Annotated in this window: 13 protein-coding genes; 10 read left to right on the plus strand and 3 right to left on the minus strand. The window is 59.0% G+C overall.

From position 1 onward, the window contains the following. Positions 1-3: 3 nt before the first annotated feature. Positions 4-3,042: a dermonecrotic toxin domain-containing protein gene (locus KZH41_RS08060; RefSeq protein ID WP_263274649.1), complete on the minus strand. Its 3,039-nt coding sequence runs from the start codon at positions 3,040-3,042 to the stop codon at positions 4-6. 69 nt (positions 3,043-3,111) lie between these two features. Then, a complete protein-coding gene (locus KZH41_RS08065) occupies positions 3,112-4,008 on the minus strand; it encodes a LysR substrate-binding domain-containing protein (RefSeq protein WP_094950037.1) in 897 nt (298 codons plus the stop codon). 109 nt (positions 4,009-4,117) lie between these two features. On the opposite strand from KZH41_RS08065, the gene KZH41_RS08070 reads away from it, so the two are divergent. The 8 genes from KZH41_RS08070 to rpoS all read left to right on the plus strand — a co-directional run bounded on the left by KZH41_RS08070 (position 4,118) and on the right by rpoS (position 11,241). Continuing rightward, entirely contained in the window at positions 4,118-5,230 is a 1,113-nt protein-coding gene (locus tag KZH41_RS08070) for an S-(hydroxymethyl)glutathione dehydrogenase/class III alcohol dehydrogenase (protein ID WP_012722612.1), read from the plus strand. An 8-nt stretch (positions 5,231-5,238) separates the two neighbouring features. Then, entirely contained in the window at positions 5,239-6,084 is an 846-nt protein-coding gene (gene fghA / locus KZH41_RS08075; RefSeq protein WP_078047218.1) for an S-formylglutathione hydrolase, read from the plus strand. Positions 6,085-6,138: 54 nt separating this feature from the next. After that, complete coding sequence (ispF, locus tag KZH41_RS08080) at positions 6,139-6,612, plus strand: 2-C-methyl-D-erythritol 2,4-cyclodiphosphate synthase (RefSeq protein ID WP_092487654.1); 474 nt, start codon at positions 6,139-6,141, stop codon at positions 6,610-6,612. Continuing rightward, positions 6,609-7,667 (plus strand): tRNA pseudouridine(13) synthase TruD, encoded by a 1,059-nt coding sequence (gene truD, locus KZH41_RS08085; protein ID WP_094950036.1) that lies wholly within the window; start codon positions 6,609-6,611, stop codon positions 7,665-7,667. Before ispF ends, truD begins: the two co-directional genes overlap by 4 nt. Beyond that, positions 7,655-8,404, plus strand: a complete 750-nt coding sequence (gene surE, locus KZH41_RS08090; RefSeq protein WP_094950035.1) for a 5'/3'-nucleotidase SurE — start codon at positions 7,655-7,657, stop codon at positions 8,402-8,404. The genes truD and surE overlap by 13 nt, the downstream gene beginning before the upstream one ends. Positions 8,405-8,445: 41 nt before the next feature. After that, positions 8,446-9,081 (plus strand): protein-L-isoaspartate(D-aspartate) O-methyltransferase, encoded by a 636-nt coding sequence (locus KZH41_RS08095; RefSeq protein ID WP_169850588.1) that lies wholly within the window; start codon positions 8,446-8,448, stop codon positions 9,079-9,081. A gap of 209 nt (positions 9,082-9,290) precedes the next feature. Beyond that, positions 9,291-10,127 carry a peptidoglycan DD-metalloendopeptidase family protein gene (locus KZH41_RS08100; protein ID WP_263274650.1) on the plus strand — a complete coding sequence of 279 codons (837 nt, stop codon included), beginning with the start codon at positions 9,291-9,293 and terminating at the stop codon, positions 10,125-10,127. 106 nt (positions 10,128-10,233) lie between these two features. Beyond that, positions 10,234-11,241: an RNA polymerase sigma factor RpoS gene (rpoS, locus tag KZH41_RS08105; protein ID WP_094950033.1), complete on the plus strand. Its 1,008-nt coding sequence runs from the start codon at positions 10,234-10,236 to the stop codon at positions 11,239-11,241. Positions 11,242-11,503: 262 nt separating this feature from the next. Here the strand turns inward: rpoS and KZH41_RS08110 are convergent, their stop codons facing one another. Beyond that, positions 11,504-11,713 (minus strand): cold-shock protein, encoded by a 210-nt coding sequence (locus KZH41_RS08110; RefSeq protein ID WP_002554837.1) that lies wholly within the window; start codon positions 11,711-11,713, stop codon positions 11,504-11,506. 389 nt (positions 11,714-12,102) lie between these two features. Between KZH41_RS08110 and dcd the strand changes: the two genes are divergently transcribed. Then, entirely contained in the window at positions 12,103-12,669 is a 567-nt protein-coding gene (gene dcd, locus KZH41_RS08115) for a dCTP deaminase (RefSeq protein ID WP_003189215.1), read from the plus strand. 107 nt (positions 12,670-12,776) lie between these two features. Continuing rightward, positions 12,777-12,977: a hypothetical protein gene (locus KZH41_RS08120; RefSeq protein WP_094950032.1), complete on the plus strand. Its 201-nt coding sequence runs from the start codon at positions 12,777-12,779 to the stop codon at positions 12,975-12,977. The last annotated feature ends 4 nt before the right edge of the window (positions 12,978-12,981 follow it).

Raw genomic sequence — 12,981 nt, forward strand, 5'->3', positions numbered from 1 at the left:
CCTTCAAGCACTGACTTCCTCCAACCCGGGCTGGGTTTTCAGCGCGCTCACCAAGGCCTGAATGCTCTCGAACGGTTTCTCATCGAATGGCCAGCCGGTCACGCTGATGACGTACCGGCGGCCCTGCTGATTGATCCTGACACTGCGCAAATCCCCGCGTCGCGAGCGATAGTGAATCTGCGCTGCCTGAGTGGTAGCGTCCTGCGTGAGCATGAACTGGCCCGGCCGGTTCAGCAGGGTTTGGGGAGACTTCACCACCTGACTGTGCGACGCACCGGGCTGTGATTCCACCGAATGCTGCAAGGTGGCCGTGTCCACGCGCAAGACCAGGTTGGCCTTGACCGTGCCTTCCCCTCTGTTGATGCCCAGGCTGGCGGTGCGCCCCGGATCGGCTTCGATACCCAGGCGTTGGGTCGCCACTGCATCTTCGACCCGCAGGCTGATGCTGCCGGTGAGCTCCGCAAGCCCGGGGATGCCCTTGAACGTATTGGTGTGGGTGTTGCCCACCAGTGCCACCCATTTTCCTGGGCGGCGCTTGGTGGTCTGAAGCCATTGAATCACCTCGGTGGCGTAGTAGTTCATCATCCGTTGACGCAGTGTGCCGGCGGCGTCTTGCATGTCGCGAAGAATGTAGCTCGCGATGCAGTCGATCGGCTGGATCTTGATCCCCGCGTCACGGGCCTTGATGATGATGTTGCTGAACGAGTAATAGCGGTTGCGCAGGATCGGGTAGATCCCGTCCAGATATTGTTTCAGTTCATCGGCCATCGGCGCGGTCCTTGACCGGTAAAACGCCTTCAACAAGGGCACATGCACATCTGTCAGTAAATGCTCGAAGTAGATGCGTTTGACGCCTTGGCTGGCGAACAGCTGCATGTTGTCGATCAGGAGGGCTTTGCTCGATGCCGCTGCGTGGTTTTCGCCTATAACGAGGCCATCACTGGCGAGGAACAGTTTCTCGATAATGACCTGTTGTGATTCGTTCAAGCTGAATCTGGGGAGCACCGGTTGTATGGGCGACAAGGTCTGGTCGTTGAAGAACGTAGCCGAATCTTTGTCCAATTTGGCTCGCCTCTCGAAGAACACTTGCCGGGTATTCTTGATCGACTCTACGCTATCGCCAACGGGTTCGTAGTCTTGCGAAAACAAGCCTTTGTCGGTGAGCATGTCCGAGAGGGTGTCGCGCACGGGCGGTGGCATTTGGTAGGCCGCGAAGAAGCTCGAGTTGTCTGTGCCGCCAAACCATGTGTAAATCCGTTGCCAGGCATTACGGAAGCCCCCGCCGCCAGCCAGCCCGGCACTCCGCCATTGTTTGTCCGCGCTCTGAATGGCGTAGAGACCCGTGGACTGGAGGGTCTCGGGTGCGTTGGGGGCGGTCACGAAGAGTTCAAAAGAGCCCCAGGCATTCGGTGTTGTGTAGGTCAGGAACATCTCGCCCTGAATCTTTATGCGCTGTAAACCGCTGGGAGCGGAGGCGGTAACCAGCGGGCGACTTTCGGTGGGCGACGACAGTGCTGCTTCGCTTTGCACCTCGACACTGATCCGGCCGCCCCGCTCGCGTGAGGCCTGGCTCAAGGTGGGGCGCAGGCGCTCCAAGTTGTTGGCGCCTTTGGCAATGCCATGGAACACCACCGGCAGCGCATTCAGGGCGCCAAACACGATGCGCTCCATGGCTTGTGGTTTGTCTTTGAGCAAGTCGTCGGCACCGATTGCCATTGCGGCCAAGCCAGACGTCACGAAACAAAACTCCGCCAGTAGCGCGGAACCCATCGTCAGCGCCACAGGAATCGCCAGCAGGCAGGCTTTTTCGAGGGCGTCGAGGGTGTCGGCCTTGAAGGTATCCAGGGGCGAGACAATGGTTTTTGCCGCCATCTTTGCAATACGTGTCCTGATCTGCCGAGCGATGAATTCAAACGGGTTGCTGTTCAGCACCGGGTACATCGGGTTGTTGATGTATTGCTCAGGGTCCCAATAGCCGTTGTGCAGCAGGCTATTGAAAAAACCAGGTGGGCTGGAAACGTTTGGGTACAGCGCCATGCCTATCAGCGCTTCCTCGACGCCGCTGTACATCAGGCCGGAGTCGACGGTATCGGGTTCAAAGTGGTTGACCAAGGCTTTGCGCTGGGTGGGATCCTTCGCCACGTTTACCAATGCCATGCGCATTTCTGCCACAGCGTTGAAACCGTGGAAGGGCGAGGAGTTGCCCGGAATGTACAACAGGGTGATCTGGCTCTGGTTGTCAGTGATCGTCAGGATGTCCGTGGCTTCGGCCTGATGAATGCGCAGTAAACGCACCGACAGGTTTCTGTCCGCCTGGTAGGGCGCCTGAAAGTCTTCCAGGGTCAGGTTGCTGTAATCCTTGTCGACCAGGCCGGCCGCCCGGGCAGCCAGCTCCCTTTCTGCCACGGTCAGGGTGAACTCCTCGAACTGATCGAGGTAGGCCTTGGTAAACGCGATGCGCATCAGGGTGTTGTAATTATCCCGATGTGCGCTCCAGAACTGTGTGATTGCCCTGTCGTAGGCCTGTTCGAAATGGCTTGAGCGAATAGCATTTCTCAAGTCCTCGGGGGCGATGTCCAGTTGGGTGCTCGGGTCGTAAACTTGCGGCTCACTCTGTCGATACAGCGCTTCATAGCGCCTGGGCGGGATCCAGCCAGCGGTAATGAACTCTTCGTTGAACATCTCCGGGATGCGGTTATCCATCAGGCGCGGCAGTTCACTGACGATGTTGAAGTACGGCGCGGTGGTGGAAAAGCCAGTGGTATTGATCATGCCGCCCGGGGCGTGGGGGGCGTTGCTGATCATGGCCTCGGTGAGGGTCATGGATTTCACGATCACCCCGGTATACGCCGCGTTGGGCTTATCGGTGTTGTACTCGATGGTGGTCAGGAACGTGGTGTCCGGGTCCAATTGTTCCTGGCTGAACGGTTGCAGGCGGTCGTCGAGTAACCGGGCGGCGATTTCGCAGGGCACTGGAAAATCGGCCAGGACCTTGCGGACAAATTGATTGATGCGCTGAAGCTGGTAGGTGTTGGATGTCATGGGGTGGCCTGGCTATGCAGTGGGTGCGGCTATTTACCGGCAACCAGGCCATGAACAAGTGGTAGCTGTTTATTGCCGATAGACCGGATGTTCACCCAAGCCCTGTTTGAGAAAATCCACCAGTTTCCTGACCTTGGGCGATAAATGCCGCTGCTGCGGATACAGCGCCCACACCGCCGTGTTCGGCGGCTGATGCGCTTCCAGCAGCGACACCAACGCGCCAGTGTGAAGGTGTTCCAACACGTAATAGTCCGGCAACTGGCACAACCCAACCCCTTGCAACGCCGCATCCAATACCGCTTGCCCACTGTTGCAGCGCCAGTTTCCCTGCACCCGTTGAGAAAATTCGCGCCCGTCCTGGGCCAGTTGCCAAATATCCGAGCTGCCGATCAGGCAGTTATGCCGACTCAACTCCGACAAACTATGTGGTCGGCCATACCGTGCCAGGTAGGACGGCGACGCGCACAGGTACATGCGCCGAGGGGCCAAGCGGCTGGCGACCATGCGCGAATCCTGCAAACGGCCCAGGCGGATTGCCAGGTCGAGGCCTTCATGCACCAGGTCCAACTGGCGATTGCTCAACTCAATATCCACACGCAATTGCGGGTAGAGCCCCATAAACCGCGTGACCAGCGGCACGATAAAGCGCTCGCCGTACGCCACCGCGCAGGTCATGCGCAACATGCCCTTGGGTTCGCTGGTGAGGTCGCCGACGGCGCGCAGCGCTTCTTCGCGACCGTCCTGCAGGCGCTGGCAGTGTTGCAGGAAGGTCTGGCCGGCTTCGGTCAGGGTCACCTTGCGCGTACTGCGGTACAGCAACCGCGTTTGCAGGCGCTCCTCCAGGCGTGCCACCTGCCGGCTGATATGTGACGACGACACCCCAAGCCGCTCGGCCGCTGCCGTGAATTGGCTGCATTCGGCCACCGCAACAAACTCATCGATGCCTTCCCAGCGGTTCTCCAGCATGTCGATTATCCCTGTACAGCAATAAAGTTTTGCTTTCGCCCGGATTATTAATCACTGGGCCATGTTTTACACTCACCGCCTCAGTTTTTAATTCCATGGAGAAACCCGGATGATCAAGTCCCGCGCCGCCGTAGCCTTCGAAGCGAAAAAGCCCCTTGAGATCGTTGAAGTGGATGTCGCCATGCCCAAGGCCGGCGAGGTGCTGTTGCGGGTGGTCGCATCCGGCGTGTGCCATACCGACGCCTACACCTTGTCGGGCGCCGACCCAGAAGGCATCTTCCCGTCGATCCTCGGCCATGAAGGCGGCGCGGTGGTTGAAGCGATCGGCGAGGGCGTGACCTCGGTGGCCGTCGGCGACCACGTGATCCCGCTGTACACCCCGGAATGCGGCAAGTGCAAATTCTGCCTGTCGGGCAAGACCAACCTGTGCCAGGCCATTCGCGCCACCCAGGGCAAAGGCCTGATGCCCGATGGCACCACGCGTTTTTCCTACAAAGGCCAGCCGATTTTCCACTACATGGGTACTTCGACGTTCTCCGAGTACACCGTGCTGCCGGAAATCTCCGTAGCCAAGATTCCTAAAGAAGCACCGCTGGAAAAAGTCTGCTTGCTGGGTTGTGGCGTTACCACCGGCATCGGTGCGGTGATCAACACGGCCAAGGTCAAACCGGGCGACACCGTGGCGATCTTCGGCCTCGGCGGTATTGGCCTGTCGGCCATCATCGGCGCGGTCAAGGCCAAGGCCGGTCGCATCATTGCCATCGACATTAACCCGGCCAAGTTCGAAATCGCCAAACAACTGGGTGCTACCGACTGCATCAACCCGAAAGACTACGACCGCCCAATCCAGGACGTGATCGTCGACCTGACCGACGGCGGCGTGGACTTTTCCTTCGAGTGCATCGGCAATGTACAGCTGATGCGTGCCGCCCTTGAGTGCTGCCATAAAGGCTGGGGCGAGTCGGTGATCATCGGCGTGGCCGGTGCCGGCCAGGAAATCGCCACCCGTCCGTTCCAGCTGGTCACCGGTCGCGTCTGGCGCGGTTCGGCGTTCGGCGGCGTGCGTGGTCGTACCGAATTGCCAAGCTACGTGGAAATGGCCCAGACCGGCGAGATCCCGTTAGACACGTTTATCACCCATACCATGGGCCTGGAAGACATCAACAAAGCATTTGACCTGATGCATGAAGGCAAGAGCATTCGTACCGTCATCCACTTCTGAGGTCGGCCATGAGTCTGGAAAACCTGTCCTGCCAGAAGAGCTTCGGCGGCTGGCATAAACGCTACAAGCATCATTCCGATGTGCTCGGTTGCGACATGACCTTTGCCGTGTACCTGCCGCCGCAAGCGGAGCAGGGCGGCAAGTTGCCGGTGTTGTACTGGCTGTCCGGCCTGACCTGCACCGACGAGAACTTCATGCAAAAAGCCGGCGCCCAGCGCATGGCCGCTGAGCTGGGGCTGATCATCGTCGCACCGGACACCAGCCCGCGTGGGCCGGGTGTGCCGGGCGACCCGGACAACGCCTGGGATTTCGGCCTCGGCGCGGGCTTTTATCTGAATGCCACCCAGGAACCTTGGGCCAAGCACTATCGGATGCATGACTACGTGGTGCAGGAATTGCCAGCGTTGGTTGAAGCGCACTTCCCGGCCTCGGATAAACGCGGCATCAGCGGCCATTCCATGGGCGGCCACGGGGCGTTGGTGTGTGCCTTGCGCAACCCGGGGCGTTACCAGTCGGTGTCGGCGTTTTCGCCGATCAACAACCCGATGGATTGCCCGTGGGGCCAGAAAGCCTTCTCCCGTTACTTGGGTGAAGAACGCTCGAAGTGGCGCGAATGGGATGCCTGCGTGCTGATCAGCGAAGCCTCGGAAAAACTGCCATTGCTGGTGGACCAAGGCGACCGCGACGATTTTCTCGCCGTGCAGCTCAAGCCAGAGGCGCTGCAGCAAGCAGCCAAGGCGGCCAACCATCCGCTCGAACTGCGCCTGCAACCTGGCTACGACCACAGCTACTTCTTTATCGCCAGCTTCATCGAAGATCATTTGCGACATCATGGTCGTGCTTTGCTCGGTTAATGTGAGGCAAAAGTAGGTAGAATCACGCCCTGAATTAAATCGGGGCGTTTTTTTATGCGTATTGGCCACGGCTATGATGTGCACCGTTTCGCTGAAGGCGATTTCATCACCTTGGGCGGCGTGCGCATTGCACACCACCATGGGTTGCTGGCTCATTCTGACGGCGACGTTGTGTTGCATGCCTTGAGCGATGCCTTGCTCGGCGCGGCGGCGTTGGGCGATATCGGCAAACACTTTCCGGACACCGACCCAACCTTCAAGGGCGCGGACAGCCGCGCGCTGTTGCGCCACGTGGTCGGCCTGATCCACGCCAAAGGCTGGAAGGTTGGCAACGTCGACAACACCATCGTCGCCCAGGCCCCGAAAATGGCCCCGCATATCGAATCGATGCGCGCATTGATTGCCGCGGACCTGCAAATTGAATTGGATCAAGTCAACGTGAAAGCCACCACCACCGAAAAGCTCGGGTTTACCGGCCGGGAAGAAGGCATCGCGGTGCACTCCGTTGCCTTGTTGCTGCGCGCATGAATGACTTGGAATTGCTGGGCCCGCGTGCCTATGGCGAGGCCTTGGGCAGCGCGGTCCTGAAGGCGACGGCTGAAGATTTTCAGGTCGACGAAGTCCTGGATATCCCGCTGACCGGCGACGGTGAGCACCTGTGGCTGTGGGTCGAAAAGCGTGGTCTGAATACTGAAGAGGCTGCGCGGCGTATCGCCAAGGCTGCCGGCGTGCCGTTGCGCACCGTCAGCTATGCCGGGCTCAAGGACCGCCAGGCGTTGACCCGCCAGTGGTTCAGCGTGCAACTGCCGGGCAAGGCCGACCCGGACATGAGCGGTGCGGAAAACGACACCCTCAAGATCCTTAAAATGACCCGCCACAAGCGCAAGCTGCAGCGCGGTGCACATGCGGCCAACGGTTTTACCTTGCGCCTGACCCAGTTGGCCGGCGATACCGCCGCCATCGATGCGCGTCTGCAACTGATTGCTCAGCACGGCATCCCCAACTACTTCGGCGCCCAACGCTTTGGCCACAACGGCGGCAACGTAGTGGATGCGCGTGAATGGGCGGCGCGCAAGGCTTTGCCGGAGCAGCGCAATGTGCGTTCGCGGCTGTTGTCCACGGCGCGCAGTTTCCTGTTCAACAAAGTCTTGGCGGCACGTGTCGCAGACGGTTCCTGGCAGCGCGCCCAAGTCGGCGACCTGCTGGCCTTTACCGACAGCCGCAGTTTTTTCCCGGCCGGGGAAGCGGAATGCAGCGACCCGCGCCTGGCGATCCTGGACCTGCACCCGACCGGGCCGCAGTGGGGCGAGGGCGATTCGCCGGCCAGCGGCATCACCCATGAGCTTGAGCAAACGATTGCCGCCAGCGAAGCCGACCTGCGCGATTGGCTGGTGAATGCCGGCATGAGCCAGGAACGGCGCATTCTTCGACTGCCCATTGGCGGGTTGACGTGGCATTATCCCGGTCCTGACATTCTGCAATTGGAATTCGTCCTGCCGGCCGGATGCTTCGCCACTGTGTTGGTGCGCGAGCTTGTTGATCTGGTGCCGGTGGGGCAGACGGACAGCCCATGCGTATTCTGATATCAAACGATGACGGTGCCACCGCACCTGGCCTTGCCGCGCTTTATGCTGCGCTGCAAGATTATGCCGAGTGTGTGGTGGTTGCCCCGGACCAGGACAAGAGCGGCGCCAGCAGTTCGCTGACGCTCGACCGTCCGTTGCACCCGCAGGTTCTGGCCAATGGCTTTATCAGCGTAAACGGTACCCCCACCGACTGCGTGCACCTGGCGATCAACAGCTTGTTGGACCATGAGCCGGACCTGGTGGTGTCGGGCATCAACCTCGGCGCCAACCTGGGCGACGACGTGTTGTATTCCGGCACCGTGGCGGCGGCCCTTGAAGGGCGTTTCCTGGGGCGAACTTCGTTCGCTTTTTCGTTTGCCTCGCGGCAACTGGATAACCTGGCGACGGCGGCGTATTTCGCGCGCAAGCTGGTGCAAGCCCACGGCTCCCTGGACTTGCCGCCGCGCACCGTGCTCAACGTCAATATCCCCAACTTGCCCCTCGACCATATTCGCGGCATCCAGCTGACGCGCCTGGGCCATCGCGCCCGCGCGGCGGCGCCATTGAAGGTGGTCGATCCGCGTGGCAAGGAAGGTTATTGGATCGCGGCAGCGGGCGACGCCGAGGACGGTGGCCCGGGCACGGACTTTCATGCGGTGATGCAAGGTTATGTTTCGATTACCCCGTTGCAGCTTGATCGCACCTTCAGTGATGCCTTCAGTAGTCTCGATGGCTGGCTCGAGGGGCTGCGTTGATGGCGCGTGAACAAGACGACCTGTTGCGCCGTGGCATCGGGATGACCTCCCAGCGTACTCGCGAGCGTTTGATCCAACGTCTGTACGAAGAGGGGCTGTCAAACGCTCAGGTGCTGGAAGTGATCCGGCGTACACCACGCCACCTGTTTGTCGATGAAGCGCTGGCGCACCGCGCCTATGAAGACACCGCATTGCCCATCGGCCACAACCAGACCATCTCGCAGCCTTATATGGTTGCGCGCATGAGTGAGCTGTTGCTGGCGGCGGGGCCGTTGGACAAGGTGCTGGAAATCGGCACCGGTTCGGGTTACCAGACCGCCGTGCTGTCACAACTGGTGGAGCGTGTGTTCTCGGTGGAGCGCATCAAGGTCCTGCAGGACCGTGCCAAGGAGCGCCTGGTGGAACTGAACCTGCGCAACGTGGTGTTCCGCTGGGGCGATGGTTGGGAAGGTTGGCCGGCGCTGGCGCCGTATAACGGCATCATTGTCACGGCTGTTGCCACCGATGTGCCGCAGGCGTTGCTCGATCAGTTGGCGCCTGGTGGCCGATTGGTGATCCCCGTGGGCTCCGGCGAAGTGCAACAATTGATGCTCATTATCCGCGAGGACGAAGGCTTTTCCCGGCACGTGCTGGGGGCTGTGCGCTTCGTGCCGTTGCTCAACGGCCCGCTGGCTTGATCATTTATTCGCTAGCAGTGAATTCTGTGAGTGGGGATGTGTCTTACGGCGGGGCTTGTAGAGTCAACATGATTGGAAGCCGGGTTTAAACATGATGAATTTTTCGTTTCAGTCGTGTGCCGGTAAAAATCCAATGCCCAGTTATACTTGCGTCATATTTCAAGCCTGATACAGGCGTTCATGTTCAGCCACCACAAAGGGAGCGGCGGGTGAGTCTCACAGGTCTTGCGCAGCGTATGAGTAAAACAAGCTTTCAGCGACTGGTGCTTGGCCTTGTCTTGAGTTCCTTATTGGCTGCTTGTTCGAGCACGCCTTCCGGGGGCGCGCGGGTAGTTGACCGTAATAATGCAGTGCCGCAAAAACCGACGGTCACCACCGGGCAATATGTAGTGCGAAAGGGGGACGCGATGTTCTCGATCGCCTTCCGTTACGGCTGGGACTACAAGGCACTCGCAGCGCGTAACAACATTCCTGTGCCCTATACGATACATCCGGGGCAGACCATTCGTTTCGATGGGCGCAGCGGTTCGGCGCCTACGGCAGTTGTGACAAAGTCCGGATCTTCGCCCTCGTCTTCGAGCAGAACCACCATCATCACCCGGCCTGCAGGCACCGCCGCGTCTACGGCTGCGAGCAAGCCGGCAGCCGCGCCGTTGCCGCCTGCAGGGCCCGCGCCGACCGGTTGGGGATGGCCTTCCAACGGGGTATTAATTGGAAAATTCTCTTCAAACGGTAGTTTGAATAAAGGCATTGATATCGCCGGGGATTTGGGACAGCCTGTTTTAGCTGCGTCTGATGGGACAGTGGTGTACGCCGGGAGTGGTTTGCGGGGCTACGGCGAACTGGTCATCATCAAACACAGCGATACCTACGTCAGTGCTTACGGCCACAACCGTAGGCTGTTGGTTCGGGAGGGGCAGCAGGTCAAAGTCGGACAGACAATTGCCGAAATGGGATCAACTGGCACAGACCGGGTGAAACTGCACTTTGAGATTCGCCGTCAAGGGAAGCCTGTAGATCCGCTGCAATTCCTACCCCGTCGTTGATAGGTTGCACAGCCTGTTCCCTCACGTAGAAGGAACAGGCTCCAGCGTTGCCAAGGATAAAGGCGTCGCTTGAGCTTGAGGTCGAACTCACCAAAGGACTATAACAATGGCTCTCAGTAAAGAAGCGCCGGAGTTTGACATCGACGATGAGGTTCTCCTTATGGAGACCGGCATCGCTACGGATTCGATGTCAAATGATGAAGGGCCTGCAACGCCTTCAGTTCGCACCAAATCCAAGAACTCCACTGCGTTAAAGCAGCACAAGTACATTGACTACACGCGGGCGCTCGACGCAACGCAGCTGTATCTCAATGAAATCGGCTTTTCCCCTCTGCTCACTCCCGAAGAAGAAGTCCATTTTGCGCGCTTGTCGCAAAAAGGCGATCCGGCTGGGCGCAAGCGCATGATTGAAAGCAACCTGCGGCTGGTGGTGAAAATCGCCCGACGCTACGTCAATCGTGGGCTGTCCCTGTTGGACCTGATCGAGGAAGGTAACCTGGGCTTGATCCGGGCGGTGGAGAAGTTCGACCCTGAGCGGGGCTTCCGCTTTTCAACCTATGCCACCTGGTGGATCCGCCAGACCATCGAACGGGCGATCATGAATCAAACCCGCACGATCCGGTTGCCGATCCACGTGGTCAAGGAGCTTAACGTCTACCTGCGGGCGGCGCGTGAGCTGACACAAAAACTCGATCATGAACCCTCGCCTGAAGAAATCGCCAACCTGTTGGAGAAACCGGTAGGCGAGGTTAAGCGCATGCTCGGCCTGAACGAGCGCGTGTCTTCAGTCGATGTCTCGCTGGGTCCGGATTCGGATAAAACCCTGCTGGACACCCTGACGGATGATCGTCCGACGGATCCTTGCGAGCTGTTGCAGGACGATGATCTTTCCCAAAGCATTGACCAGTGGCTGTCAGAGCTTACGGACAAGCAGCGTGAAGTGGTGATTCGCCGCTTCGGCCTGCGTGGCCATGAGAGCAGCACCTTGGAGGACGTAGGCCTGGAGATCGGCCTGACCCGTGAGCGTGTGCGGCAGATCCAGGTAGAGGGCCTCAAGCGCTTGCGTGAGATCCTCGAGAAGAACGGCTTGTCGAGTGAGTCGTTGTTCCAGTAACGATTAGTAAGGCCGTTACGACATAACGCCCGGTGCATGAGAATGCACCGGGCGTTTTGCTGTGCGCCGTGAGCGTTTCCACGCTCTGCGTGGGAGCGCCTCTGTGACGCTCTGCGTCACGCTTTGGGGCGTAGAGCGTCCTTGGCTGCGTTCCCACGCAGAGCGTAGGAGCGATCGCCTATTCCCTTGGCGTAGCGCTAAATCCCAGGCATAAAAAACCCCGCTTTTAAGGGCGGGGTTTTTTCGACTAAGTCAGTACAAGTTAGATAACTTGAACTTCTTCAGCTTGCATGCCTTTCTGACCGCGGGTAGCGATGAAAGAAACCTGTTGGCCTTCTTTCAGGCTTTTGAAGCCGTCGGATTGGATAGCTTTGAAGTGAACGAACAGGTCGTCACCGGATTGTGGAGTGATGAAGCCGAAGCCTTTTTCATCGTTGAACCACTTAACGGTACCAGTTTGGCGATTAGACATGGTGTATCTCCTTGGACAAAGTTAACTGCGACTCAGGAAAAGCCCTGGCCGAGACTGAGTGCAAAGAGCAGGAAAAATTCTTGGAGATGGTTGGATCGAAATTCAACATATCGTGTAGAGATTCTCAGTGACACAAGCAGCACAGTGGCGCCACCTTAACCCTTTTTCCGGAACGTGCCAATGGTATTTCCCAAGGTTTCTCTAAATTCGTGACTGGCGGTGGTATTTACAGTCCCTGATGGCTGCTATGTGAGCCCCGGCCCCACTGGCTACGGCCTATAGCAGGCAGTGCATTCGTCAAGAAAACCCCGGCGCCCTTTGAACCCCAACGCCGGCCCCGGTAAGATGCCCAACAGAATTTTTCCACCTCGCTATTCAGGACACCCGCCATGAGCATCAAATCGGACAAGTGGATTCGCCGCATGGCGCAAGAGCACGGCATGATCGAACCGTTCGTTGAACGCCAGATTCGTGGCGAAGGCGATGAGCGCGTGATTTCCTACGGCGTTTCCAGCTACGGCTACGACGTGCGTTGCGCCGATGAATTCAAGGTGTTCACCAACATCAATTCGGCGATCGTCGATCCTAAAAACTTTGACGAAAAGAGTTTCGTCGACGTTAAGAGCGACGTGTGCATTATTCCGCCAAACTCCTTCGCCCTGGCGCGCACCGTGGAGTTCTTCCGCATTCCCCGCGATGTGCTGACCATCTGCCTGGGTAAAAGCACCTACGCGCGCTGCGGCATCATCGTCAACGTGACGCCGCTTGAGCCGGAGTGGGAAGGCCACGTGACCCTGGAGTTCTCCAACACCACCACGTTGCCGGCGAAGATCTACGCCAACGAAGGCGTGGCACAGATGCTGTTCCTGCAGTCCGACGAGGCCTGTGAAGTGTCCTATAAAGACCGCGCCGGCAAGTACCAGGGCCAGCGCGGCGTCACACTCCCACGCGCTTGATCGAAAGGTCTTACACGTAAAGGGAATTAGTCTGCGGGAAGTGACTCTATTGGGTGTACTGCCTCGGTGCGTGCAAAACGCACCGAGCCACGCTTGAGGAGTACTTTATGAAGATCGACCCGCGAATCAGCGCCGAACTCGCCCGGCTTGAACCCAACCAGATTGGTGTTCTGGCCTGGTCCCTGATGGCTGATCCGGCCTTTGCAGGTGGCATTCCCGGCCAGCCTGACGAAGATTGGCCCCAACAGCCCACCGAGCCCGGTGAGCCAACCCTTCCGGATGAGCCGCCACCCGCGCCTGTCGCCTGATCAG

Source organism: Pseudomonas sp. YeP6b, from assembly GCF_025642995.1.
Lineage (GTDB): Bacteria > Pseudomonadota > Gammaproteobacteria > Pseudomonadales > Pseudomonadaceae > Aquipseudomonas.